Consider the following 26,109-nt stretch of genomic DNA (forward strand, 5'->3'; position numbering starts at 1 on the left):
GCACTCCAAAAGTAACCTTTGCGACTTCCTTTATCGCCGTCTAATACGGTATGATAGGTTTCATCGAAATGGATATAAGGATCTGCAAGAATAGCATCCTTAAGGTGTGGAGTCAATCTATCGAGCAGATCCGCTGATTTTTCAATTAAGCCATGAACAGTTGCTTTGGGGATATCAATGCCCAGCTCGTTCAAGTATTTCATAATGCGTTCTACGGGCATGCCGTACACATATCTTTGTTGAATTAAGTGTGCCAATATCGAGCTATCGAAGTTGGAGTTCTGAAATGGCGCCACTGGAGCTTTTCCTTCAAAAATGTTATCACCCATCCGATATTTCTTGCAACGATAAATATGTTTGATCAGTCGGGGTGGTATATATGTATACCTTATCACGTCACGGTGAAACAAGTAAACAGCAACTTTTTCGTCAAAGTCGGCATCGCAAGGCAGTACATCTTCAACAAGCTCTTCTATATTATCGTAAACCTTTCGTTTAGCACCATTATTACCTCTTTCTTTTGGGGAGAGAGCTGGTTTTTTATCGACTGCAACAGGAGCTGTATATTTACGTTTTTCGGTCTTTTTAGGAAGGTTGATATTCGCAAATCGCTTCAACTTCTGGGCATCTTTGTCTTTCTCTAAAAGTACTACCTTTAAAGCAGTTAACTCTTTAGCTTGTTCTTCTATGGTTTTAGTCAAAGATGCCAGTACAGCTGTTAATTCTGAAATCTGTTCCTGATAAAAAGCGCTTAACTCTCTGTTTGTCATGATATAAAGATACAAAAATAGTAGGGTTTTACCATGCAAAACACATACTATTTTCACATCTTTCACACTCTATATCAGGCAGTTATCATAGCTTTTAAGCGAAGTTCGTTCAAATTGCTTTTGTGTTTTATTGAGTTGACGATTTGATCAAGAATAGTACTTTCTACCTCAAAGAAAGGTGCATCGCCTACTTGTTGTGGCAGAGTATAGCAACCCAATTCAAGCTTCTTGTTGTAAAGAACAAATCCTTCTTTTTGCCATCGTAAAACCTTAATTGATTTACGCGTGCTACCAACAAAAACATAAGCATTGCCATTTAGTGCATCCTTTTTACCTAAAGTCTTTACCAGATGATAAAGCGAATGAATTCCCTTACGCATATCTACTGGTTCTCGAAAAAAATAAAAACGTGTCGTGGCCGTGAAATTGAAAATCATATTACATCCTTTTTATGTGAATTTTAAGAATGTAAAAATCAAAAGTTTTTTCTCAAGAAACTATGCGCTATTGTGGAGACGGATACACAGCGCCAATTAACGGCAATAAATCTTTCTCAATAAGTTATAAAAAAAACGGAAGCTCCACTATAGGAACTTCCGTCAATTTTAATTTTATTTAGGTATTATTTCTTAAAAATACCCAAGTCTTTCAAGTCCGAATTTTGAATGTAATCCAAGTGACCAGCACAAATAGATTTACCCATTTTCACATATACTTCGCATGACTCTTGATATTTATCATCACGAGTAGTATCCAATAAAGTAAGATATCCCATAATAATGTAACCTGCCATTTCAACCAAACGACGAGCATGGAAATCTAAGAAATCGTTATGATCTGCACCTGTATTAATCTCAGTAACTTTTGCAACAGCTTTCTCATACTGCTCCGTCATTCCCTTAAGCATAGTTCTAAGATACTCCAATTGTGGATTTAAATCGGAAGCTTCGTAATCTCTAATTTGAGTTAGATACTGACCTGTAGTAACTCCACGAACCGCAGCCACAACTTGTAGTTGAGATGTTCCCTCATAAATATTCGTAATACGAGCATCACGCACCAATCTTTCAATTGCGTAATCTTTCATATATCCAGACCCTGCGTGAATTTGTAATGAATCGTAAGCAATTTGATTACAATACTCCGATGCAAATAATTTCAACATTGGAGTTAACACGTCGGCAACTTTTTGGTATTTTTTCATCTCATTTCTCTCCTCCTTGTCTAAAGAACGATCTTGAGAAATATGATAGTAACATTTGTAAACATCAACCATACGGCATGTTTCATACAACATAGAACGAGAAGCATTCAACTTCGCTTCCATATTGGTTAACATTTCGTATACTGCAGGAAATTTAATAATTGCCTTGCCAAACTGGCGACGCTCTTTTGCATAAGCCAAACCTTCACGATATGCAGCTTCAGCAATACCAACAGATTGAGCTCCAACACCTAAGCGTGCACCATTCATTAATGACATTACGTATTTAATCAATCCCATTTTACGATCTCCAACCAATTCTGCAGGAGCATGAGTAAATACCAATTCACAGGTTGGAGATCCGATAATACCCATTTTGTGTTCGATACGACGAACTTTAACAGCCATATGTTTTTTGTCGTAGATAAACATAGACAATCCACGACCATCATTGGTTCCTTCTTCAGAACGAGCTAAAACTAACGCAACCTCGCCATCACCATTGGTAATAAAACGTTTCACTCCGTCTAAATACCACTGATCTTCTTTAGCATTATAAGTAGCTTTTAATTGAACAGCTTGCAAATCGGAACCTGCATCCGGCTCTGTTAAATCCATAGCTGCTGTAGCTCCTTTAGCAAAACGTGGCAGGTAATTCATTTTTTGCTCTTTTGAAGCAAATTCGTGAATCGTTTCTGCACAATCCTGAAGTCCCCAAATATTAGCGAAGCCAGCATCTGCACGAGATACCAACTCTGCTGCCATTACGTAAGGTACTAAAGGAAAATTTAAACCATCGTACTCACGAGGTAAACTCATTCCAATCAATCCAGCTTTTGTTAAAGCATCATGATTCTCTTGAGTTCCTCTTGCATAAATTACACGATCGTTTACTACTTTTGGTCCTTCCTGATCAACACTCTCTGCATTAGGATCAATAATATCTCCACAAATCTCACCTACAATTTCCAAGGTGCGATCGTAAGAATCCATTGCATCTTCAAAATCAAGAGGTGCGTAATCGTATGTTTCTTTATCTTCGAAGTTGCGCTCTTTAAGGGCAACAATTTTTTTCATTAACGGATGATCCAAGTGGAACTTCAAATCATCATTATCATTATAGAAATTAGCCATTTCTTTGGATGTTTTATTGTTAAAATTTAAAGCGATTAGTAAACACCATTACCTTCATCAGGTTACTTAGTATTTTCCTTGTATTGCTTAATCATTTTTGGAATCACATCAGCAATATCACCTGTAATAACATAGTCGGCGAAATTGTTTATTGGTGCATTCTTATCGGTATTAATTGCAATTACCATTGATGATTCTTCCATACCAGCAGTATGTTGAATCTGTCCTGAAATACCACAAGCAATATAAAGTTTTGGACGAACGGTAACCCCTGTTTGCCCAATTTGGCGCTCATGGGCAGCATAACCAGCATCAACAGCAGCACGAGAAGCTCCCACTTCTGCACCAATAACATCCGCTAATTCATACAATTTATCGAAATTCTCTTTAGAACCAACTCCGTATCCACCAGCAATAATAATACCTGCATTTTTGATGTTTACTTTTGAAGCCTCCATATGACGCTCGATCACTTTCACTACAAAATCTTCAGCACTTACATATTTTTCAACATCCAATTGCTTTACTTTCCCTTTGTACGCTTCCGATCTGATTTCCTTTTTCATTACGCCCTCACGAACGGTAGCCATTTGCGGACGACAATCAGGATTGATAATGGTAGCTACAATATTTCCACCAAAAGCTGGACGAATTTGATACAATAGATCCTTATATACTTTATTGTTTTTCTTGTCTTCATGATCACCAATAATCAAACTGGTACAATCAGCTGTTAAACCTGAATGAAGAGCTGAAGAAACACGAGGTCCTAAATCACGACCGATGCTAGTAGCACCCATCAAAGCTACTTGCGGTTTTTCATCCCCAAATAATTTCACAATAATTGCTGTGTGAGGCAATGTAGTGTATGGATACAAACGCTTATCACTAGCAATCCAAACAGTATCTACACCATAAGGCATAATTTGCTTCTCAACACCCTTAAGATCAGCTCCAATTACGATAGCTTCTAACTCACACTTTAAATCGTCAGCTAGTTTTCTACCTTTGGTTAAAAGTTCAAGGCTTACATCTGCAACCTGTCCCTCTTCTATTTCACAATATACAAATACGTTGTTCACGGTTTCAATTTTTTAAATTCCACTTTTACAGCGAACAGTAAGCAGTACACAGTACAGTTCAAAATAACTGACAACTGATAACTTGCAACTGTAAACTGGTTAACTGCTATCCGATAGTATGGTTAGCGATTAATTCTTTCATTAACTCGCCCATATCAGCATCAGTTGGTTCCAAAACCTTTGCCTCTTTAGCCTGAAAAACTACATTTTCAATAGCTTTCACCTTCGTAGGAGATCCAGTTAAACCAAGCTCTTCGGCCTTAGTTTCGATATCATTTACACTCCATTCGCCAATATTTAAATAAGGACGATTATTATGAAGTAAAGTATAATCTTCGGAAGCATCCTGCATTTCGGAAACCGCTCTTGCATGCTTATATTTCATTACATATTTAGCATTACGAGGACGACATTCTGGAGCCGAAGCATTCACCGTTACCACCATAGGCAAAGTTCCTTCAACAATCTCAATACCACGTTCTAAACGACGTTTTATCACAATCTTTCCCTTTTCGGCAGAAACAATATCCTCGGCATAAGTAATTTGAGGAAACCCTAGCTTTTCAGCCACCTGAGGTCCCACCTGAGCAGTATCTCCATCAATTGCCTGACGTCCAGCAATAATAATATCAATTTTACCCATTTTTTTTAGGGTACAAGAAAGTGCGTAGGATGTAGCCAAAGTATCAGAGCCAGCAAAAGCACGATCCGATAAAAGAATACCATTATCTGCACCGCGGTATAAACCTTCACGAATAATTTCTGCAGCTCTACCAGGTCCCATAGTTAAAAGAGTAACTTCTGTTCCAGCGTACTTATCTTTTAAACGCAAAGCTTGCTCAAGCGCATTTAAATCTTCAGGATTGAAGATCGCTGGTAATACAGCTCTATTCACAGTTCCATCGGCTTTCATCGCATCTTTCCCAACATTTCTGGTATCGGGAACCTGCTTAGCAAGAACAACAATTTTTAATCCTTTCATTGTAATATCTATTTTATCTTCTGTAACTAATTCAGATTTATCGAAAAATAATTGAATGCAAATTGCTAGTAATTATTTTTCATTAAATCATCCAATCACTTATTAATATTTCCTTATTCAGGTTTACTCTAAAATTGCTGAAATATTCAAAATCAGAGATTAGCAAATATAAAGATTAGAGTACTTAAAACAAATCTAGATTGCGAGTTACACAACAGGTCAAATTAAAAATAAATTAGTATCCCAAAATGAAAAAGCAAGCTCAATAAAAAACACTATTACATACTGATACAGTGCGTTTTAAGTAATACAAACGAAGCCTTTTTTTATTTTTCCCCAATCCTATTTTAAATAGAAAATTCCAATTTTCTCGCTTCCAATTTCTTTTCTAACAATAAACCCTTCCCTAATTTTGCAAAAATCAGCTTACACTTATACCTCTTTACTAGCCATGAAATAGTATTAAAATTTTAAATTTGTTAATGATAAATAAGACTAAAACACATGATAACATTTTTAAGCGCAATTTTAGCATTAGTCCTCGGATACTTTTTCTATGGTAAATTTATGGAACAATTTTTTGGTGCAGATGATACCATTACAACTCCAGCATTACGACTCGAAGATGGTGTTGACTTTATTCCAATGCCAGCTTGGAAAATGTTTACTATCCAATTCCTTAACATTGCCGGTTTAGGTCCAATTTTCGGTGCTATTTTAGGAGCGATGTATGGACCAATGTCATACATTTGGATTGTGTTTGGATGCATATTTATGGGAGCCAGCCACGACTATTTTTCAGGAATGCTTTCCCTACGAAACGAAGGTGCTAGCTTACCCGAAATCGTAGGCAAATACTTAGGTTCAGGCATTCAAAATTTCATAAGAGTTTTCACTATATTATTACTTTTATTTGTTGGTGTAGCCTTTGTTACTGGTCCTGCCGGATTACTTACTGATTTTACGGGAGGTGGTTTTAACTGGTGGCTGTATGGAATTTTCGCATATTACATTCTTGCCACTTTACTACCAATTAATAAAATTATAGGTAAAATTTATCCTCTTTTTGGAATCGCATTATTACTTATGGCAGTAAGTATTGCTGGAATAATGATATTTAAAGCAACAACAGGAACCTTAGTTTTAAACGAAATATCTCTTATCGACCTAAAAAACCTTCATGTAGATCCTACGCAAAACCTCCTTTACCCGATGTTGTTTATTGTAATTTCTTGTGGCGCAATTTCAGGATTTCATTCAACACAATCACCAATGATGGCTCGTTGTATGAAAAAGGAAAGTTATGGTAGACCTGTTTTTTACGGCGCAATGATAGCAGAAGGAATCGTAGCAATAATCTGGGCTACTGCGGCAATGAACTTCTTTGGAAATGCTAATGAGTTAAATTCTACAGTAGCTTCAGGACACAATCCTGCCTGGATTGTAAATGAAATATGCAATACTTGGCTTGGAAAAATTGGTGCAGTATTTGCCATTGTTGGTGTAATAGCTTGCCCCATTACTACCGGTGATACAGCATTCCGAAGCGCACGACTTATAATAGCAGATATCTTTAATTACAAACAAAAGTCAATTAAAAACCGACTATTGGTATCGATCCCATTATTCACCCTAGGTTTCATTCTTTCCCAACTTGAATTTGCTACTATTTGGAAATATTTGGGTTTATCCAATCAAATTCTTTCTATGGTAATGTTATGGACAGCCGCTATGTATTTGGCTAAGAATGGCAAAAATCATTTACTCTTAAGTGTTCCAGCTCTATTTATGACAGCAATATGCTTTACTTATCTCCTAGTTGCTCCCAATAAAAATGGAGGTCTCGCAATAAATTATCAAGCTAGCGTCTTCTTTGGAATTCTAATTTCGGTCTCCTTATATATTTGGTTTTTGATCCATATCCATAGAAAACCTATAAAAGGTTAACCCAAAGTTCTTCTAAAAATTATACCAAATGAAAAAACCGGAAAACAGTCAATGCTTTTTTCCGGTTCCTATTTTAACTGTTAATATCTTATGCTTCTCCAGTAGGCCCAAAGCTCATGGGCATTACTGTACCTTGTGGACCATGATTTTCTTCTACTTTCACAGATCCATGTAAAGCTTCAAATTTGCGTATGTTATCTTGTAAAGCAAGCATTAATCTCTTAGCATGTTCTGGTGTAAGAATAATTCTTGATTTCACATCAGCTTTAGGAATTCCAGGCATAATTCTCACAAAATCAACAACAAATTCTGAACTTGAATGAGTAATTACAGCAAGATTTGAATATATCCCTTGAGCTACATCCTCTTTCAGCTGAATATCTATTTGATTGGATTGTTTTTTATCGTTCATGATTGTATTTTAATAATTAGATGAATTGTCTTCCTGCTAAATTATGAAAATATTTGCGAATACGATTCAATAGAAAAATAAAAAAGGGTGTTTTCCTACTGAAAACACCCCTTTTATATTAGTTAGAGTAACTTTTAATATTCTTTTGAAGAATCTAATAGTTTTTCATATTCTGCTTTCGGACCTACTACAACATCTCTGTACTCTCTTAATCCTGTACCTGCAGGAATAAGGTGACCACAAATAACATTTTCCTTTAAACCGTCAAGATTATCAATTTTACCGCTAATTGCAGCTTCATTAAGAACCTTAGTTGTTTCCTGGAAGGAAGCCGCTGAAATAAAACTCTTAGTCTGAAGAGCAGCACGAGTAATACCTTGAAGAATTTGAGTAGAAGTAGCAGGAATTGCTTCACGAGCTTCAACTAGTTTCAAATCTCTTCTACGCAATACTGAATTCACATCTCTCAGTTTTCTAGAAGTAACAATCATTCCAGATTTCAATTCCTCAGAATCACCAGCATCAACAACCACTTTCTTACCAAAAATTTCATCATTTTCTTCCATGATAGCCATTTTATCGATAATTTGTTTCTCTAGGAATCTTGTATCCCCTTGGTCATCAATAATTACCTTACGCATCATCTGACGAACGATAATTTCAAAGTGCTTGTCATTAATTTTCACACCCTGCATACGATATACATCCTGAACTTCGTTCACAATATATTCCTGTACTTTAGTTGGTCCTTTAATGGCAAGGATATCTGCAGGAGTCGTAGCACCATCTGATAATGGAGTTCCAGCTCTTACATAATCATTCTCTTGAACAAGAATCTGTCTAGATAGAGGTACTAAATACTTTCTAACATCATCTCCTTTTGTTGTAACGATAACTTCACGATTACCACGCTTAATTTTTCCGAAACTAATCTCTCCATCCACCTCCGAAACTACAGCAGGATTTGAAGGATTACGTGCTTCGAACAACTCTGTTACTCGTGGAAGTCCCCCCGTAATATCACCAGTTTTTCCAACAGCTCTCGGTATTTTCACTAATGACTGTCCTGCCAAAACCATTTCCCCTTCGGAAACAGAAACGTGAGCTCCTACTGGTAAATTGTACGATTTTAAAACGTCACCATTAGAACTTAAAATTCTAACGCCAGGATTTTTTGTTTTATCTTTAGATTCAGTTACTACCTTTTCAGCAAAACCTGTTGCTTCATCCGACTCCTGAGTAAAAGTTATCCCTTCAATCAAATTATCAAATGACACTTTTCCTGAAAATTCAGTAATAATCATGGCATTATAAGGATCCCATTCACAAAGAAGATCGTCAATCTTAACATCCTGACCGTCTTTAATGTATAATTTAGATCCGTATGGAATAGCATGTGTTGTTAATGTAATATTGGTATTTCTATCAACAATACGTAATTCAGCCAAACGACCAATAACAACATGATACTTCTTCTTATCTTCACCTTTGTGCTCAACGGTACGTAATTCATCAAATACAGCATAACCATTGTATTTAGACACAACAGAATTCTCTGCAGAAGTATTACCCGCTGTACCCCCTACGTGGAAAGTACGAAGTGTAAGCTGTGTTCCTGGCTCCCCAATAGACTGAGCAGCAATAACACCAACAGCTTCCCCTTTTTGAACAGCAATACCAGTTGCTAAGTTACGTCCATAACATTTTGCACAAACTCCTCGTTTCGACTCACAGGTTAAAACAGAACGAATTTCTACCTTTTCAATTGGTGAATCCTCAATTAATTGAGCAATTTCTTCAGTAATTTCCTCTCCTGCCTCTACAATTAATTTTCCAGTAATAGGATGGAAAATATCATGTACAGTAGTTCTACCAAGCAATCTTTCGAATAAAGAAGCAACTACTTCTTCTTGATTTTTAATTGCACCAGTAGTTAGTCCACGTAGAGTACCACAATCTTGTTCGGTAATAATAACATCTTGAGCTACATCCACTAAACGACGAGTTAAGTATCCAGCATCAGCCGTTTTAAGAGCCGTATCCGCCAAACCTTTACGAGCACCGTGAGTTGAAATAAAGTACTCAAGAACCGATAAACCTTCCTTAAAATTCGAAAGAATTGGGTTCTCGATAATTTGACCACCTGTAGCACCAGATTTTTGAGGCTTAGCCATCAATCCCCTCATACCACCAAGCTGACGAATCTGTTCTCTAGATCCACGAGCTCCTGAGTCAAGCATCATATAAACAGAGTTGAATCCCTGATTATCTTCCGCTAACTGAGTCATCAAAGTTTGAGTAAGGTTCGCATTCACATGCGTCCAAATATCAATAATCTGATTGTAACGCTCATTATTAGTAATGAAACCCATGTTGTAGTTACTCAACACTTCTTCAACTTGAGCATAACCATCAGCTACTAAAGCTTCTTTTTCTGCAGGAACCTGAACATCAGAAAGGTTAAACGAAAGTCCTCCCTCAAACGCTTTAAGGTAACCAAGATCTTTAATATCATCCAAGAAGTTAGCACAAGCATGTACGCCACATTTCTTGAAAATAAATCCGATAATATCTCTTAAAGCTTTTTTAGTAATCAATTGATTAATAAAACCAGCCCCTTCAGGAGTTGCTTCGTTCAAAATGATACGACCAATAGTAGTTTCCACAGTTGTGTCCACTAACTCACCATTCTCATTCAGATCTTTTACTTTTACTTTAATCTGACTATGCAAATCAACAGCTTTTTCGTTAAAAGCAATCATTGCTTCTTCTGCTGAATAAAAGCTTAAACCTTCACCTTTTCCACCTGTTCGTGCCTTAGTAATATAATACAATCCAAGTACCATATCCTGAGAAGGAACAGTTACCGGTGCACCATTAGCAGGGTTCAAAATATTGTGAGAACACAACATTAACATTTGGGCTTCCAAAATAGCTTCATTACCTAAAGGCAAGTGAACCGCCATCTGGTCACCATCAAAATCCGCATTAAAACCAGTACAAGCTAAAGGATGCAAACGAATTGCTTTTCCTTCGATCAACTTAGGCTGAAAGGACTGAATACCCAAACGGTGAAGAGTTGGAGCACGGTTAAGAAGAACAGGATGTCCTTTAAGTACATTCTCAAGAATGTCCCAAACAACAGGATCTTTACGATCTACGATCTTCTTCGCCGATTTTACTGTTTTTACGATACCGCGTTCGATCAATTTTCGAATAACAAATGGCTTATAAAGCTCAGCTGCCATATCTTTAGGCAAACCACATTCGTGCATTTTTAAATCGGGTCCAACAACAATTACCGAACGTGCCGAGTAATCAACACGCTTACCTAACAAGTTTTGACGAAAACGACCTTGCTTACCTTTCAATGAATCTGAAAGAGATTTCAATGGTCGATTGTTTTCAGTCTTAACTGCATTAGACTTTCTCGAGTTATCAAATAATGAATCAACAGCTTCCTGAAGCATACGCTTCTCATTTCGAAGAATTACTTCTGGTGCTTTGATTTCTATAAGTCTTTTTAAACGATTGTTACGGATAATAACTCTTCTGTACAAATCATTCAAATCGGAAGTTGCAAAACGACCACCATCCAAAGGTACTAAAGGACGCAATTCTGGTGGAATTACAGGTACTACTTTAACAATCATCCATTCCGGACGATTGATTCCTTGTGATTCACGGAAAGATTCTGTAACCTGAAGTCTCTTTAAAGCTTCGTTTTTACGTTGCTGTGAAGTTTCAGTGTTTGCTTTATGACGCAAATCATATGAAAGAGCATCAAGATCCAAACGAGCAAGCAAGCTAAACAAAGCATCAGCTCCCATTTGGGCAATAAACTTATTCGGATCGTCGTCATCAAGATGCTGCTGATCTGCTGGAAGTTCATCTAAAATATCAAGATACTCTTCTTCTGTAAGGAAATCAAGGTACTTAATCCCGTCTGCCGCTTTAATTCCAGCATTAATTACTACATATCTTTCGTAGTAAATAATAGAATCAAGCTTTTTGGTAGGTAAACCTAAAAGGTAACCTATTTTATTTGGCAACGATTTAAAATACCAAATGTGGGCAACAGGTACAACAAGCTGAATGTGTCCCATTCGCTCACGTCTCACCTTTTTCTCGGTTACCTCAACACCACATCGGTCACAAACAATTCCTCTATAACGAATTCGTTTGTATTTACCACAATGGCACTCATAATCTTTTACAGGACCGAAAATTCTTTCACAAAATAATCCGTCGCGCTCTGGTTTATAAGTACGATAGTTGATGGTTTCAGGCTTTAAAACTTCGCCACTGGATCTTTCTAAGATCTCTTCCGGCGAAGCGAGACTGATAGAGATTTTTGTAAAACTACTCTTTACTTTGTTATCTCTTCTGAATGCCATATGTTGAAAATTAGGAAATTAACAATTTTGTTTCAAGCAAGGCGAATGTTGGGAATGCCAACATTCGCTTTATAATAAGGCTTATACTAATTTAACGCTCAACCCTAAACCTCTTAGTTCATGTAATAATACATTAAGAGATTCTGGTATTCCAGGACTAGGCATTGGATCACCTTTAACAATAGCTTCATAAGCTTTCGCTCTTCCCACTACATCATCCGACTTAACGGTAAGGATTTCCTGTAAGATATGAGCCGCACCAAAGGCCTCAAGAGCCCAAACCTCCATCTCTCCAAAACGCTGACCACCAAACTGTGCTTTACCTCCAAGAGGTTGCTGAGTAATCAGTGAATAAGGTCCGATAGAACGTGCATGCATCTTATCATCCACCATGTGCCCCAGTTTCAGCATATAAATAATACCTACTGTTGCCGGTTGGTCGAATCTAAGACCGGTACCACCATCATGTAAATAAGCTTTACCAAAGGCTGGAACTCCAGCTCTATCTGTATATTCAGTAATCTCATCAAGAGACGCACCGTCAAAGATAGGGGTAGCAAATTTCAATCCTAGTTCTTTTCCTGCCCAACCAAGTACTGTTTCAAATACCTGACCAAGGTTCATACGTGATGGCACCCCAAGTGGATTCAAACAAATATCCACTGTAGTTCCGTCTTCAAGGAAAGGCATATCTTCTTCACGTACTACACGTGATACAATACCTTTATTTCCATGTCGACCTGCCATTTTATCACCAATTTGGAGCTTACGTTTCTTAGCTACATAAACTTTAGCCATTTGAATAATACCTGCAGGCATTTCATCTCCAATGGTAACATTATATTTCTTACGCTTGTTAGCACCTTCAAGCTCTTTGTGCTTAATGATGTAATTGTGCAGTAATTTCTTAATCGTATCGTTCTTGTCTTTATCAGTTGTCCACTTACTTGGATTAATTTCCATGTAGTTTATATCCGATAAAAGTTTCTGTGTAAACTTAACTCCTTTAGTGATTACGTCAACGTTTAAGTAATCCTTAACCCCTTGAGAAGTTTTTCCATTTACTAAGATGAACAATTTATCAACCAATCGATTCTTTAATTCCTGAAACTGATGAGCAAGTTCTTCATCTAATTTAGCAATAATTGGCTTATCCGATTGTTTTGATTTACGATCTCTCATAGAACGAGAGAATAACTTCTTGTTGATAATTACACCACGCAATGATGGAGAAGCTTTTAAAGAAGCATCTTTTACATCACCAGCTTTATCGCCAAAAATAGCTCGTAGTAATTTTTCTTCCGGTGAAGGATCAGATTCTCCTTTTGGTGTAATTTTACCAATAAGAATATCGCCTGGTTCTACAGTAGCACCAATACGAATTAATCCATTCTCGTCAAGGTTTCGAGTCGCCTCTTCACTAACATTTGGAATATCGGAAGTTAATTCCTCCATACCACGTTTTGTGTCGCGAACTTCTAATGTATATTCATCAACGTGAACCGATGTAAACACATCATCCTTAACAATACGTTCAGAAATTACAATCGCATCCTCATAGTTATAACCCTTCCAAGGCATAAATGCCACTTTAAGGTTACGTCCCAAAGCAAGCTCACCTAATTGAGTAGCATATCCTTGAGTAAGAATTTGACCAGCAACAACTTTATCTCCCTTAGACACAATTGGTTTAAGATCCATAGTTGTTCCCTGATTCGTTTTTCCATATTTAGGAAGTAAATAGGTTTTACTATTTCCTTCAAAACTAACGAAAACATCTTCCTCAGAACGTTCGTAATCAATTACAATCTTTGTTGCATCAACAAATTCAATCACTCCAGTTCCTTCAGCACAAATCTGAGTTCTAGAATCTCTTACAAGATTAGACTCTAAACCTGTTCCTACAATAGGAGATTCAGGATTAATAACCGGTACTGCTTGACGCATCATATTAGATCCCATCAACGCACGGTTAGCATCATCATGCTCCAAGAAAGGAATTAACGAAGCCGCTATAGATGCAATTTGATTAGGAGCAACGTCCATCAAATTCAACTTATGAACTTCTTCAAAAGGGAAGTCACCATCTTTACGAGATTTTGCTTTTGGATTTACAAAAGATCCATCGTCGTTAATAGGAGCATTTGCTTGAGCAATTACTAACCCTTCTTCCTCTTCAGCAGATAAATATTTGATACCTTCTAAAGATAAATCTACCTTACCATCCACGACCTTACGGTATGGAGTTTCGATAAATCCAAGATTATTAATCTTTGCGTAAACGCAAAGAGAAGAAATCAAACCAATATTTGGTCCCTCTGGAGTTTCAATAGGACATAAACGTCCATAATGAGTATAGTGAACATCTCGAACCTCAAAACCTGCTCTCTCACGAGAAAGACCACCTGGCCCAAGTGCTGACATTCTTCTTTTGTGTGTTATCTCCGCCAATGGATTCGTTTGATCCATGAATTGAGATAAGGCATTAGTTCCAAAAAAGGAATTAATTACAGAAGATAATGTTTTTGAATTAATCAAATCGATTGGAGTAAATACCTCGTTATCACGAACATTCATTCTTTCACGAATAGTACGAGCCATACGAGCTAAACCAACACCAAATTGAGTGTGAAGTTGTTCTCCAACAGTACGAACACGACGATTACTAAGGTGATCAATATCATCAACATCAGTTCGTGCATTCAATAATTTAATTAAATACTTAATAATTTCGATAATATCCTCTTTGGTTAATACCTTAGTATCATTAGCTGTATTTAACCCCAACTTTTTGTTGATACGGTATCTTCCTACGTCACCCAAATCGTAACGTTTGTCCGAGAAAAATAATTTATCGATTACGTCTCGAGCGGTAGCCTCATCTGGTGGCTCCGAATTTCTTAACTGACGATAAATGTGAAGAACTGCTTCTTTTTCCGAGTTACATGGATCTTTCTGCAAAGTATTATAGATTATTGCATAATCAGCAAGATTCTGCTCTTCTTTGTGCAATAAAATAGTCTTTGCTCCTGACTCAAGAATTTCTTCTATATGTTCCGATTCAAGTATTGTCTCGCGATCAATAATTACCTCGTTACGTTCAATCGATACAACTTCTCCTGTATCTTCATCCACAAAGTCTTCAATCCACGACTTAAGAACACGAGCGGCAAGTTTACGACCTACAATTTTTTTGAGTCCGGTCTTAGAAACCTTAATTTCATCGGCCAGATCAAATATTTCTAAAATTTCTTTATCACTTTCATAACCAATTGCACGTAACAAAGTGGTTACAGGAAGTTTTTTCTTACGATCAATGTAAGCAAACATGACATTATTAATGTCCGTTGCAAACTCAATCCAAGAACCTTTAAATGGAATAATTCTGGCAGAATATAACTTGGTTCCGTTAGCGTGTACACTTTGTCCAAAGAACACACCTGGTGAACGATGAAGTTGAGAAACAACAACACGTTCTGCTCCGTTTACCACGAAAGTACCTTTTTCGGTCATATAAGGAACCGTTCCAAGATATACATCCTGAATTACAGTATCAAAATCCTCATGTTCCGGATCGGTACAGTATAGTTTTAGCTTAGCTTTAAGTGGAACACTGTAAGTTAAGCCTCTTTCGATACATTCTTCGATTGCGTAGCGGGGTGGATCAACAAAATAGTCGAGAAACTCCAATACGAAATTATTTCTGGTATCAGTAATTGGAAAATTCTCACTAAATACCTTAAATAATCCTTCGTTCTTTCTTTTCTCCGGGGTAGTTTCCAGCTGAAAAAAGTCTTGAAAAGATTTTAATTGAACTTCTAAAAAATCAGGATATTGAAGCTGATTTTTATTGGAAGTAAAACTAATTCTTTGACTAATTGTATTTGAAGACATTTACTTAAAATTAATTGAACCTAAACGATAATAAACAACAAAAAGGCTTAGAGTCCCGGTTAGGAACTCTAAACCAAAATAACCCTATATATAGGTTTTAGCGCTTCTATTTAAGTTCAACTTCAGCTCCAGCTTCTTCTAATTGTGCTTTTAATGCTTCAGCTTCGTCCTTAGAAACTTTTTCTTTCAATGGAGCTGGTGCAGCATCAACTGCAGCCTTAGCTTCTTTCAATCCAAGACCAGTTAATTCCTTAACCAATTTCACAACAGCTAGTTTAGAACCACCTGCTGATTTAAGAATTACATCGAATTCTGTTTGTTCAGCAGCAGCATCAGCACCGCCTGCAGCAGGACCTGCAACAACAGCAGCAGCAGCAGCTGGCTCAATACCGTACTCATCTTTCAAAATAGTAGCTAACTCACTTACTTCCTTAACAGTCAAATTAACTAATTCTTCTGCAAACTTTTTTAAATCTGCCATTTTCCTTCAGTTTTTAAAATTTAATTTACTAAATATATTACTCTTTTTCTGAAAGTGTTTTCACAACACCAGCTAGGATATTCTTTCCTGATTCCAAGGAAGAAATAACATTCTTGATTGGAGATTGTAGCAATGCAACAATATCACCAATAAGTTCTTCTTTAGATTTAATTGAACAAAGAGCATTCAACTCATTGTCTCCAATATAAAGCGATTGCTCAACATATGCCGCTTTCAGGATAGGTTTATCATGTCCCTTACGGAACTCTTTGATAAGCTTTGCAGGTAAATTTCCAGTTTCTGATAACATAAGAGATGTAGATCCCTTAAGTGCTACGTTTAAACCTTCAAAATCACCTTCTGCTTTTTCCAAAGCAATTCGAAGAAGTGTATTCTTCACAACAACCAATTTCACATCTTTTTCAAAACAAATTCTACGAAGAGAAGATGTTTTTTCTGCATCCATATCTGAGATGTCAGTAAGATAAAAATGGTTTGAAGCGTTGATTTCCTCCGTCAAGCTATCAATAATCTGAATTTTTTGTTCCCTTTTCATGATTACTAAGGTCTTGATTAAAAATTAAAATTAGTCAAGAATCGACTTGACATCCACCTGAATACCAAGGCTCATTGTACTTGACAGGTATACACTCTTGATATAAGTTCCTTTTGCTGCAGAAGGCTTCAATTTATTGATTGTGCTAACAAACTCTCTAGCATTCTCATGAATTTTATCTACATCGAAAGATACTTTACCAATGGATGAGTGAATTATACCATATTTATCGACCTTAAAATCAATCTTTCCAGCTTTCACCTCGGTAACTGCCTTAGCAATATCCATTGTTACAGTACCAGATTTAGGATTTGGCATTAAACCACGTGGTCCTAAAACTCGTCCTAAAGCACCAACTTTTGCCATAACAGTAGGCATCGTGATGATTACATCAATGTCAGTCCATCCCCCTTTGATCTTGGCAACATAATCGTCAAGGCCAACAAAGTCGGCACCTGCAGCTTTAGCTTCTTCTTCCTTATCAGGAGTACAAAGAACTAAAACACGAACATTTTTACCAGTACCATGAGGAAGAGTAACAACACCACGAACCATTTGGTTAGCTTTTCTTGGGTCAACTCCTAAGCGAACATCCATATCCAATGAGGCGTCAAATTTGGTGAAAGTAATCTCCTTAACCAACTTTGCTGCTTCGTCCATAGAATATAGCTTACCAGTCTCCACTTTCTCTGAAGCTAACTTACTATTTTTTGTTAGTTTACCCATTTTACTTGCAGTATTTATAATTATTGATTAAGAGGATTATCACCACTAATAGTGACACCCATACTTCTCGCTGTTCCAGCAACCATACTCATGGCGCTTTCTACTTTAAAAGCATTCAAATCTTTCATCTTTCCTTCTGCGATCTCGCGAACTTGATCCCAAGAAATAGAACCAACTTTAATACGGTTTGATTCAGCAGAACCAGATTTCAATTTAGCAGCTTCTAGAATTTGAACAGCAACGGGAGGAGTTTTTGTAATAAATTCGAAAGAACTATCAGAATAAACTGTAATCACAACTGGAATTACTTTCCCAGCTTGATCTTGAGTTCTTGCATTGAATTGTTTACAAAAATCCATAATATTAACCCCTTTAGACCCTAATGCCGGTCCTACTGGGGGTGAAGGATTTGCAGCACCACCTTTGATCTGCAATTTTATTAATCCTGCAACTTCTTTAGCCATAGCTTTCTTTTCTAAGGATTTAATTATTCTTTTTCTACTTGCATGAAGCTTAATTCGAGAGGAGTTTTTCTTCCGAAGATTTTAACCATAACTTTTAGTTTCTTCTTCTCAGCATTCACCTCTTCAATCACGCCAGTAAAACCATTAAACGGTCCATCCGTTACCTTAATCATTTCTCCAACAAAATAAGGAATACTAATTTCCTCATGTTTACCGGATAATTCATCAACCTTTCCAAGAATGCGATTCACTTCTGACATTCGCATTGGTGTAGGGTCTCCGCCTTTAGTATCTCCCAGGAAGCCAATCACATTCGTGATACCACGAAGGATGTGGGGGATCTCTCCAACGAGTGATGCTTCAATAAGAATATAGCCAGGTAAGAATATTCTTTCCTTGCTAATTTTCTTACCGTTGCGCACTTGAAATACTCTTTCGGTAGGAATTAGAACCTGTGATACATACTCCTGCAGTCCAAGATTAGAAATTTCACTATCAATATATTCTTTGACTTTCTTTTCTTTTCCTCCGACAGTCCTAAGAACATACCATTTTCTATCAATTTCAACCATGTTTTCTTTCAGGAATTAGTAAAACATACTGTATATAATCTCCATCAATTTCGTAAACCCAAAGTCCATAGCAAAAATCGCTGTTGCAATAATAGCGGAAGCAACCATCACAACGATCGCACTACTTTGAAGTTCAGACCATGATGGCCAAGATACTTTCTGAACTAGTTCTTTATAAACTTCTTCAAAATAAATTTTCAGTTTCATAAGGCTTATTTGTCTTTGCACGGGTGGAGAGACTCGAACTCCCGACACCTGGTTTTGGAGACCAGTGCTCTACCAACTGAGCTACACCCGTCTATACTAAGATTGACCTGGAGAACCAGATCAATCTCTATATAATTAATTACTCAATAATTTCAGTAATTTGACCAGCACCTACTGTTCTACCACCTTCACGCATAGCAAAACGTAAACCTAGATCACAAGCAACTGGAGTGATTAACTCAACATTAATTGTTACGTTATCACCTGGCATTACCATCTCAACTCCTTCTGGAAGAGTGATTTCACCAGTTACATCAAGAGTTCTGATATAGAACTGAGGACGATATTTGTTATGGAAAGGAGTGTGACGACCACCTTCTTCTTTCTTCAATACATAAATCTCAGCTTTGATTTTTGTATGAGGCTTGATTGTTTTAGGGTGACAGATAACCATACCACGTTTGATAGCAGATTTCTCAATACCTCTCAACAACAATCCAACATTATCACCAGCTTGACCTTCGTCCAAAATCTTACGGAACATCTCAACACCAGTACAAACAGTTTTCATACCTTCAGCACCTAAACCAATGATCTGAAGCTCTTCACCTGTTTTAACAATACCTGATTCGATACGACCTGTTGCAACAGTACCACGACCAGTGATAGAAAATACATCCTCGATTGGCATCAAGAAAGGCTTATCAATATCACGAGGAGGAAGTGGAATCCATGAATCCACAGCATCCATAAGCTCAAGAATTTTTTCTTCCCATTCTGGCTCACCATTCAATCCACCAAGAGCAGATCCAGCGATAATAGGGGTGTTTTCTCCGTCAAATTCGTAAAAATCTAGAAGTTCACGAACTTCCATTTCTACTAATTCAAGCATCTCTTCATCGTCAACCATGTCAACTTTGTTCAAGAAAACTACCATTTTAGGTACATTTACCTGACGAGCCAACAAGATATGTTCACGAGTTTGAGGCATAGGACCATCAGTTGCAGCACAAACCAAAATCGCACCATCCATCTGAGCAGCACCAGTTACCATGTTCTTTACGTAATCCGCGTGACCAGGACAGTCAACGTGAGCGTAATGACGATTTGCAGTTGAATATTCAACGTGTGCAGTATTAATAGTAATACCTCTTTCTTTTTCTTCAGGTGCATTATCGATAGAATCGAAAGATTTTATTTCGCAAAATCCTTTTTTTGCCAACACAGTTGTGATCGCAGCAGTCAAGGTAGTCTTACCATGATCTACGTGACCGATGGTTCCGATATTTACGTGTGGTTTTGACCTGTCAAAATGTTCTTTAGCCATAACTCAAAAAGTTAATTAAAATTAGACAACAATTAAAAACAATACAATATATTTCTGAGCCATTGATGAGAATTGAACTCATGACCTCTTCCTTACCAAGGAAGCGCTCTACCCCTGAGCTACAACGGCAATCACAAAAACGTGAGCGGGAAACGAGACTCAAACTCGCGACCCTCAGCTTGGAAGGCTGATGCTCTATCAACTGAGCTATTCCCGCAAAAAGAAACACTACTGTCTCTTTTGTTTATTTTGTGGGGAGAGCAGGATTCGAACCTACGAAGACGAAGTCAGCAGAGTTACAGTCTGCCCCAGTTGGCCACTTTGGTATCTCCCCCAAAAAAAATATAAATTACCGAGCCGATAGAGGGATTCGAACCCACGACCTGCTGATTACAAATCAGCTGCTCTGACCAACTGAGCTATATCGGCAACTTACAAACCATCTATTTAACAGGCATACTTTTCCCTGAAAATGGTTTGCAAATGTAAATATATTTTAAATTTATCACAAGCTAATCGAACATTTTTTACGATTATTTTGTGCGAAGTTTTTCTTTATGCTTTACAAGCTGACGACGAAGTGCTTCAATCACCATATCTGTAGACTCTTCGAAGCTTTGACTTTGCTTTTTGGCAAATAAATCGGCACCTTTTAAATCTAAAATGATTTCCACTAATTTGTTTCCTGCAGAGGTTGATTTTTCTAAACGCAGAAAAACCTCCACTCCAATAACATCATCTTCAAGTTTCAGCAATTTATTCACTTTACTCTGAATAAAAGTTTCAAGCTTACTGTCAGCAACAAAACCAATTGATTGAATATTCACCATACACTTACCTCCACATTTTTTATGCTCTTGGATGAGCTTGTTTATATACTTTATTTAAACGCTCGAATGTTGTATGAGTGTAAATTTGCGTTGCAGAAAGATTGGAATGTCCAAGTAGTTCTTTAACCGCATTCAATTCAGCTCCGTTATTTAACAAATGTGTAGCGAACGTATGTCGCAACACATGAGGACTTCGCTTGGCAAGTGTTGTAATCTTCGACAAATGCTTTGTCACAATTCGATACAACAACTTTTCGTATACAGGCACCCCCTTTTTAGTTACAAAAAGAAAATCACCCCCATCATCAAAAGTCATTTTTTTCACTTCAAGATATTCATCAAGAAGTTTTTCCAGACTTTTGCTTACCGGAATGATCCTTTCCTTATTTCGTTTACCTAAGACCTTCACTAAAGAGGTTTTTTGATCAAAACTAGTCATTTTAAGATTCATCAATTCCGACAATCGCATGCCAGTTTGATAAAACATTTCAACAACTAATCTATCTCTAACCCCTTCAAATCCTTCACCAAAATCAACTTCCCGCAACAACTGCATTGCATGTTCAGCAACAAATCCGGGAATTTTTTTCCCTTGTCGTGGACCAACCACCCTATCCATAGGATTGGTTTCAATAACAGTCTCCCGCAAAAGGAATTTGAAAAAGGATTTCAAAGAAGACAACTTTCTATTTACAGTTCGTGAAGAATTACCTTCATTCATTAAAAAAACGATCCATTTCCGCACATCCTTAAAACTCACATCTTGTATTTCTCCAAACTCATTTTTTGATGCAAAATCAAAGAATTGAGTTAGATCGCAATCGTAAGATAGAATTGTATGTACCGAATATCGTTTTTCGAATTGTAAATAAGACAGAAAAGATTCCTTATAACTCATACATCCAGGATATTTATCCAACAGGATAATCCAAGATACAAAAAATTAAGATATCAAGGAATTAAAAGAAATTAATCTTCGTTCTGTTGCATGTTCTGAACATAGATAGCGTGTAGCTTTTCTACTCTTTTCTTCACAGATGGTTTTGTATAAACCTGTCTTCCTCTTAGCTCTTTGATTACTCCAGTCTTTTCGAATTTTCTTTTGAATTTTTTCAAGGCTCTTTCAATATTTTCGCCTTCTTTCATAGGAATAATAATCATAATTTTCTCCTTTAAATATTTGTTTTTCTTATTGAGCCGCAAATTTATTAATTCATTCACTATAATTCAAATATATTTGAAGAAAAGTATACAATATTACTTCAAATAAAGAAATTACAGATCAAAGCGGAAGCACAAAGATAGTAAATAACCAATGCATCCTTCACTTACAGCAAAATTTCTATTTTAATTCCAAATAAGGAACTAATTTTAAAAATAGTGAATCAGCCACTAATTTATGACTTCGTAACTGTTTGAGAGAAGTAAAATTGCCATTTCTATCCCGATAACGGACAATATCTTTTGCCATTCGGGCATTGATATAAGGATGTTTTTTCAAGCGTGATTCTTCGATCGAATTAATCTCTATTTTTCTAACAGAAAGTGAATCGACACGAATTAGAGTGGCTATTCGAGTATATTTGTCTCTTGAAAGGCCATAAACCTCCTGTAATTGAGCTTTAACAACAAATCCCCCTAACATATCGCGATACTTCACAATTCGAGTCGAAAGCACGCTTCCAATTCCTGGCAACTGCTTTAATTGATTTGTATCCGCACTATTTAGCCAAAGAAGTTCATTTTGCCTTGGAATTTCATGATCGACTTTAGCTACGATATTCACGTAAGGAATAAGTTCGGCAATTTTTACGCTATCAAAACCATAAATTTTCTTTAAATCAACAGCATGCTTAAAACTTCCACCAGCATTAAGATACTTTTTAATACGAACACTTATACTGCTATTAACTCCTAAACGCTCCCAATCTTTCAAACTTATTAAATTAGGATCGAAAGGAAAAAGCGAATAACTTTTCGTTTTGCTCACCCTATTTTCATTATTACCCTTATCATCGGCAACAATATGAATATACAGGTTCCAACGCTCTAAATCCGAAGTCTCAATACCATAAATTTTAAGTAGATCGGTTTTCTTTTTAAATAAGCCACCTTTATTCCTAAACTTAATAAGGTTACTTATTTGAAAACTTGTGAAGCCAAGACCTATTAGCTCCTCTTTACCCACAGTATTAGGATCAAAATAACTTAAGGTTGTGAAAGCTATTTTCGCTTCTTTATTATTCTTTCGATTTTCGATAACAGAGATGACACTATCGATTTGAAACTGTCTTTTTTGATCCAGACTATCTTCAACGCCTTCCCTTGTCGTAAAAGCAACAGGCAAAAAATACAATACTAACAAAATAAAGACCAATACTAATAAGCCATTTTTCTCAGAAGATGAATAAGAAAAATATTCTCTTAAAGTGTGTTTAAAATTCATTTATATTGAAATATGCAAATGATCAACTACGTTAACGTTTAACAATTTCAATAAATTATGACAATTATCCAAAATTAAATACACCTAATCCATGTAAGAAAACAATTGCGATGGCACCAGGAGCTATAAACTTCACTAAAAAAATAAATACGCTAAGTAACCAACTAACCACACTTGCCCCCTTAGCCAGCTCCTCCTCCATTTTCTTTCGCCCTAAAAACCACCCTACAAACAGGGAGATAAATAAGCCACCTAAAGGAAGCAGTATATTGGCAGATATCCAATCCAGCAAATCGAAGAAGTTCAATCCAAACAAAGTGTACTCCTTTAACACTCCCATAGACAAGGAGCAAAATATTCCAATGATAGAGATCATTACTGTTGCCAAAATAGTAGAAAAATTTCGTTTCAAATTAAGCTCTTCCCGAAAATAAGCTACTACTACCTCCAATATAGATATTGAAGAGGTTAAAGCTGCAACCGTTAAGAGTAAAAAGAATAATATAGAAAAGAAAAAGCCACCGGGCATTTGTTGAAAAACGTTTGGTAATGTTATAAAAACCAATCCAGGACCACTACTTGGTTCAATTCCGAATGCAAATACTGCTGGGAAAATAGCTATTCCTGCCAATAAAGCAATTACTGTATCGGCAATTGTAACCTGAAGCGCTGTTACTGAAATATTATTTTTTTCATCGATATATGAACCGTAAGTCACCAATGTTCCCATTCCCAAACTAAGAGAAAAAAATGCGTGTCCTAATGCACTCAATATCCCATCAGCAGTTAGCTTCGAGAAATCTGGATTAAATAGAAACTTCAAGCCTTCCGAAGCCCCATCAAGAGTAACCGATCGAAGGCAAAGAACTATAATAATTACGACGAGTAAGGGCATTAAAAACTTCGCGTATTTCTCGATACCATCTTTAACACCTATAATAACAATTGCCATGGTCATCAGCATAAACAAAAGCTGATAAAGAACAGGACTTACAGGACTCTCAATAAAATTAACGAACATGGCTTCCATTTCATTCGGACTCCTCGTTGCAAAATTATCTGTCACTGCTTTCACTACATAGTCGATACTCCAACCTGCAACCACCCCATAAAAAGCCAAAATCATAACTGCGGCTGCAACACCAAGCATACCAACAAATTTCCAAGGAGAGCCTGGAGCGAGATTTTTGAATGCTCCAAAAACGTTACTCCTCGACTTTCGTCCAATAGACAACTCGGAAAGCATTACAGGCAATCCAATAAGTGCAATAAATCCAAGGTACACAAATAAAAATGCCGCTCCCCCATATACACCTGTGATATAGGGAAACTTCCAAATGTTACCCAAACCAACAGCAGAACCTGCTGCTGCCGCAATTACACCAAATTTACTTGAAAACACATCGCGGGCAGAGAGCTTATTTTTATTCATTGATTTATTTTAATTGCTGGATTAATTCGAGGAGTTCCAAATTTGCTAAAATTAACTTCAAATTCAAAACCTCTATATTGATTAAGAAATCATTAAATAAAAAAACCCGGAAAAATCCGGGTTTCATCTATTATATTTTGAAGGCAGGAAATATTAGTTACGTCCAACTCCATTTAAATCGTTAAAAGCCTTTACCAAGCGATCTTTCATAGAAACCTCAGCTGCGCGTAACCATACACGTGGATCGTAAAATTTCTTATTTGGTTTATCCTCCCCGTCAGGGTTTCCAATTTGACCTTGAAGGTAGTCATGATTTTTAGCTTCGAAAGTACGAATACCATCCCAACATGCCCACTGAGTATCTGTATCGATATTCATTTTAACTACTCCATAAGAGATTGCTTCACGAATTTCTTCAACGCTTGAACCCGATCCACCATGAAAAACAAAATCAACTGTATTTTTTGCAACCCCATATTTCTCGGAAATAAAAGATTGTGAATTCAATAATATTTTTGGAGTTAAAACAACGTTACCTGGCTTATATACACCATGTACGTTACCAAAAGAGGCCGCAATTGTAAAGCGAGAAGAAACTTTCAATAAAGATTCGTAAGCTAATGCAACATCTGCAGGTTGTGTATATAGTAATGAGTTGTCCATATCTGAATTATCAACACCATCTTCTTCACCACCAGTGCAACCTAATTCAATTTCAATAGTCATTCCCATTTTATTCATACGCTCTAAATATTTAGCACAAGTACTAATATTTTCCTCTAAAGGCTCTTCGGATAAATCCAACATGTGAGAGCTAAATAATGGCTTTCCTGTTTGCGCGAAAAACTCTTCCCCTGCATCCAATAAACCGTCAATCCAAGGTAGTAATTTTTTAGCTGCGTGATCGGTATGTAAGATCACCGGAATACCGTAATGTTCAGCAACTGCGTGTACATATTTAGCACCAGCAACTCCACCAATAACAGCAGCACCTTGTCCTTCTGCAGCAATTCCTTTTCCAGCGAAAAATGAAGCCCCACCATTAGAGAACTGAATAATAATTGGTGAATTAACTTCACGTGCTGCTTCAAGAGCTGCATTGATTGAGTTAGTACCAACAACATTTACAGCAGGAATAGCAAATCCTTCTTGTTTAGCAACTTGAAATAATTTTTGAACGTCGTCACCAGTTACCACACCTGGCTTAACTACATCTAATACTCGTTTCATAATAATATATTTTTAT

Annotated in this window: 22 protein-coding genes and 5 tRNA genes; 1 reads left to right on the top strand and 26 read right to left on the bottom strand. The window is 36.8% G+C overall.

Going from position 1 to position 26,109, the window contains the following annotated elements; translation table 11 throughout:
• From BZG02_RS18265 to BZG02_RS18285, 5 genes are all read right to left on the bottom strand, one after another.
• Positions 1-770 (bottom strand): IS66 family transposase (locus BZG02_RS18265; protein WP_143470514.1); only part of this gene is annotated, 770 nt, incomplete at its 3' end.
• A 74-nt stretch (positions 771-844) separates the two neighbouring features.
• Complete coding sequence (gene tnpB, locus BZG02_RS18270; protein WP_101263196.1) at positions 845-1,207, bottom strand: IS66 family insertion sequence element accessory protein TnpB; 363 nt, start codon at positions 1,205-1,207, stop codon at positions 845-847.
• A gap of 185 nt (positions 1,208-1,392) precedes the next feature.
• Entirely contained in the window at positions 1,393-3,108 is a 1,716-nt protein-coding gene (locus BZG02_RS18275) for an acyl-CoA dehydrogenase family protein (RefSeq protein WP_101263197.1), read from the bottom strand.
• A gap of 62 nt (positions 3,109-3,170) precedes the next feature.
• Positions 3,171-4,190 carry an electron transfer flavoprotein subunit alpha/FixB family protein gene (locus BZG02_RS18280; RefSeq protein ID WP_101263198.1) on the bottom strand — a complete coding sequence of 340 codons (1,020 nt, stop codon included), beginning with the start codon at positions 4,188-4,190 and terminating at the stop codon, positions 3,171-3,173.
• A gap of 106 nt (positions 4,191-4,296) precedes the next feature.
• Positions 4,297-5,172, bottom strand: coding sequence for an electron transfer flavoprotein subunit beta/FixA family protein (locus BZG02_RS18285; RefSeq protein WP_101263199.1), 876 nt, complete (start codon positions 5,170-5,172; stop codon positions 4,297-4,299).
• Positions 5,173-5,676: 504 nt separating this feature from the next.
• Here BZG02_RS18285 and BZG02_RS18290 point away from each other — a divergent pair.
• Positions 5,677-7,119: a carbon starvation CstA family protein gene (locus BZG02_RS18290; RefSeq protein WP_101263200.1), complete on the top strand. Its 1,443-nt coding sequence runs from the start codon at positions 5,677-5,679 to the stop codon at positions 7,117-7,119.
• Positions 7,120-7,207: 88 nt separating this feature from the next.
• On the opposite strand, the gene BZG02_RS18295 is transcribed toward BZG02_RS18290, so the two are convergent.
• From BZG02_RS18295 to fbaA, 21 genes are all read right to left on the bottom strand, one after another.
• The gene (locus BZG02_RS18295) at positions 7,208-7,531 is read right to left on the bottom strand and encodes a DUF3467 domain-containing protein (protein WP_101263201.1); all 324 of its coding nucleotides are present in this window, start codon (positions 7,529-7,531) and stop codon (positions 7,208-7,210) included.
• 134 nt (positions 7,532-7,665) lie between these two features.
• A complete protein-coding gene (gene rpoC / locus BZG02_RS18300; RefSeq protein WP_101263202.1) occupies positions 7,666-11,928 on the bottom strand; it encodes a DNA-directed RNA polymerase subunit beta' in 4,263 nt (1,420 codons plus the stop codon).
• 81 nt (positions 11,929-12,009) lie between these two features.
• Positions 12,010-15,822, bottom strand: coding sequence for a DNA-directed RNA polymerase subunit beta (gene rpoB, locus BZG02_RS18305; RefSeq protein ID WP_101263203.1), 3,813 nt, complete (start codon positions 15,820-15,822; stop codon positions 12,010-12,012).
• A gap of 106 nt (positions 15,823-15,928) precedes the next feature.
• Positions 15,929-16,303: a 50S ribosomal protein L7/L12 gene (gene rplL, locus BZG02_RS18310; protein WP_101263204.1), complete on the bottom strand. Its 375-nt coding sequence runs from the start codon at positions 16,301-16,303 to the stop codon at positions 15,929-15,931.
• A gap of 37 nt (positions 16,304-16,340) precedes the next feature.
• On the bottom strand, positions 16,341-16,859 hold the full coding sequence (rplJ, locus tag BZG02_RS18315; RefSeq protein WP_101263205.1) for a 50S ribosomal protein L10: 519 nt from the start codon (positions 16,857-16,859) through the stop codon (positions 16,341-16,343).
• A gap of 30 nt (positions 16,860-16,889) precedes the next feature.
• A complete protein-coding gene (gene rplA, locus BZG02_RS18320; protein WP_101263206.1) occupies positions 16,890-17,585 on the bottom strand; it encodes a 50S ribosomal protein L1 in 696 nt (231 codons plus the stop codon).
• Positions 17,586-17,605: 20 nt separating this feature from the next.
• Complete coding sequence (gene rplK / locus BZG02_RS18325) at positions 17,606-18,049, bottom strand: 50S ribosomal protein L11 (RefSeq protein ID WP_101263207.1); 444 nt, start codon at positions 18,047-18,049, stop codon at positions 17,606-17,608.
• A 23-nt stretch (positions 18,050-18,072) separates the two neighbouring features.
• Complete coding sequence (nusG, locus tag BZG02_RS18330; RefSeq protein ID WP_101263208.1) at positions 18,073-18,621, bottom strand: transcription termination/antitermination protein NusG; 549 nt, start codon at positions 18,619-18,621, stop codon at positions 18,073-18,075.
• A gap of 15 nt (positions 18,622-18,636) precedes the next feature.
• Positions 18,637-18,828, bottom strand: a complete 192-nt coding sequence (gene secE / locus BZG02_RS18335; protein WP_101263209.1) for a preprotein translocase subunit SecE — start codon at positions 18,826-18,828, stop codon at positions 18,637-18,639.
• An 18-nt stretch (positions 18,829-18,846) separates the two neighbouring features.
• Positions 18,847-18,919, bottom strand: a tRNA-Trp gene (locus BZG02_RS18340).
• Between the two features lie 48 nt (positions 18,920-18,967).
• Positions 18,968-20,155 (bottom strand): elongation factor Tu, encoded by a 1,188-nt coding sequence (gene tuf, locus BZG02_RS18345; RefSeq protein WP_101263210.1) that lies wholly within the window; start codon positions 20,153-20,155, stop codon positions 18,968-18,970.
• Positions 20,156-20,212: 57 nt separating this feature from the next.
• Positions 20,213-20,284, bottom strand: a tRNA-Thr gene (locus BZG02_RS18350).
• 15 nt (positions 20,285-20,299) lie between these two features.
• Positions 20,300-20,372 (bottom strand) — tRNA-Gly (locus BZG02_RS18355).
• A 35-nt stretch (positions 20,373-20,407) separates the two neighbouring features.
• Positions 20,408-20,489: transfer RNA gene (locus tag BZG02_RS18360), tRNA-Tyr, on the bottom strand.
• 21 nt (positions 20,490-20,510) lie between these two features.
• Positions 20,511-20,584 (bottom strand) — tRNA-Thr (locus BZG02_RS18365).
• A 104-nt stretch (positions 20,585-20,688) separates the two neighbouring features.
• Positions 20,689-20,985 carry a ribosome hibernation-promoting factor, HPF/YfiA family gene (gene hpf / locus BZG02_RS18370; protein WP_101263211.1) on the bottom strand — a complete coding sequence of 99 codons (297 nt, stop codon included), beginning with the start codon at positions 20,983-20,985 and terminating at the stop codon, positions 20,689-20,691.
• Between the two features lie 19 nt (positions 20,986-21,004).
• Positions 21,005-21,883 carry a tyrosine-type recombinase/integrase gene (locus BZG02_RS18375; protein ID WP_101263212.1) on the bottom strand — a complete coding sequence of 293 codons (879 nt, stop codon included), beginning with the start codon at positions 21,881-21,883 and terminating at the stop codon, positions 21,005-21,007.
• Positions 21,884-21,954: 71 nt separating this feature from the next.
• On the bottom strand, positions 21,955-22,146 hold the full coding sequence (gene rpsU / locus BZG02_RS18380) for a 30S ribosomal protein S21 (protein ID WP_101263213.1): 192 nt from the start codon (positions 22,144-22,146) through the stop codon (positions 21,955-21,957).
• 181 nt (positions 22,147-22,327) lie between these two features.
• Entirely contained in the window at positions 22,328-23,431 is a 1,104-nt protein-coding gene (locus BZG02_RS18385; RefSeq protein WP_101263214.1) for a ComEA family DNA-binding protein, read from the bottom strand.
• 64 nt (positions 23,432-23,495) lie between these two features.
• A complete protein-coding gene (locus BZG02_RS18390) occupies positions 23,496-24,863 on the bottom strand; it encodes a sodium-dependent transporter (RefSeq protein ID WP_101263215.1) in 1,368 nt (455 codons plus the stop codon).
• Between the two features lie 153 nt (positions 24,864-25,016).
• Positions 25,017-26,093, bottom strand: a complete 1,077-nt coding sequence (gene fbaA, locus BZG02_RS18395) for a class II fructose-bisphosphate aldolase (protein WP_101263216.1) — start codon at positions 26,091-26,093, stop codon at positions 25,017-25,019.
• Between the last annotated feature and the right edge of the window lie 16 nt (positions 26,094-26,109).

It is taken from the genome of Labilibaculum filiforme, from assembly GCF_002843315.1.
Taxonomy (GTDB): Bacteria; Bacteroidota; Bacteroidia; order Bacteroidales; family Marinifilaceae; genus Labilibaculum; species Labilibaculum filiforme.

Coding starts and splice junctions, on each gene's coding strand:
- tnpB (WP_101263196.1), bottom strand. CDS start 1,207: ATGATTTTCAATTTCACGGCCACGACACGTTTTTATTTTTTTCGAGAA.
- BZG02_RS18275 (WP_101263197.1), bottom strand. CDS start 3,108: ATGGCTAATTTCTATAATGATAATGATGATTTGAAGTTCCACTTGGAT.
- BZG02_RS18285 (WP_101263199.1), bottom strand. CDS start 5,172: ATGAAAGGATTAAAAATTGTTGTTCTTGCTAAGCAGGTTCCCGATACC.
- BZG02_RS18290 (WP_101263200.1), top strand. CDS start 5,677: ATGATAACATTTTTAAGCGCAATTTTAGCATTAGTCCTCGGATACTTT.
- BZG02_RS18295 (WP_101263201.1), bottom strand. CDS start 7,531: ATGAACGATAAAAAACAATCCAATCAAATAGATATTCAGCTGAAAGAG.
- rpoC (WP_101263202.1), bottom strand. CDS start 11,928: ATGGCATTCAGAAGAGATAACAAAGTAAAGAGTAGTTTTACAAAAATC.
- rpoB (WP_101263203.1), bottom strand. CDS start 15,822: ATGTCTTCAAATACAATTAGTCAAAGAATTAGTTTTACTTCCAATAAA.
- rplL (WP_101263204.1), bottom strand. CDS start 16,303: ATGGCAGATTTAAAAAAGTTTGCAGAAGAATTAGTTAATTTGACTGTT.
- rplJ (WP_101263205.1), bottom strand. CDS start 16,859: ATGAAAAGGGAACAAAAAATTCAGATTATTGATAGCTTGACGGAGGAA.
- rplA (WP_101263206.1), bottom strand. CDS start 17,585: ATGGGTAAACTAACAAAAAATAGTAAGTTAGCTTCAGAGAAAGTGGAG.
- rplK (WP_101263207.1), bottom strand. CDS start 18,049: ATGGCTAAAGAAGTTGCAGGATTAATAAAATTGCAGATCAAAGGTGGT.
- nusG (WP_101263208.1), bottom strand. CDS start 18,621: ATGGTTGAAATTGATAGAAAATGGTATGTTCTTAGGACTGTCGGAGGA.
- secE (WP_101263209.1), bottom strand. CDS start 18,828: ATGAAACTGAAAATTTATTTTGAAGAAGTTTATAAAGAACTAGTTCAG.
- tuf (WP_101263210.1), bottom strand. CDS start 20,155: ATGGCTAAAGAACATTTTGACAGGTCAAAACCACACGTAAATATCGGA.
- hpf (WP_101263211.1), bottom strand. CDS start 20,985: ATGGTGAATATTCAATCAATTGGTTTTGTTGCTGACAGTAAGCTTGAA.
- BZG02_RS18375 (WP_101263212.1), bottom strand. CDS start 21,883: ATGAGTTATAAGGAATCTTTTCTGTCTTATTTACAATTCGAAAAACGA.
- rpsU (WP_101263213.1), bottom strand. CDS start 22,146: ATGATTATTATTCCTATGAAAGAAGGCGAAAATATTGAAAGAGCCTTG.
- BZG02_RS18385 (WP_101263214.1), bottom strand. CDS start 23,431: ATGAATTTTAAACACACTTTAAGAGAATATTTTTCTTATTCATCTTCT.
- BZG02_RS18390 (WP_101263215.1), bottom strand. CDS start 24,863: ATGAATAAAAATAAGCTCTCTGCCCGCGATGTGTTTTCAAGTAAATTT.
- fbaA (WP_101263216.1), bottom strand. CDS start 26,093: ATGAAACGAGTATTAGATGTAGTTAAGCCAGGTGTGGTAACTGGTGAC.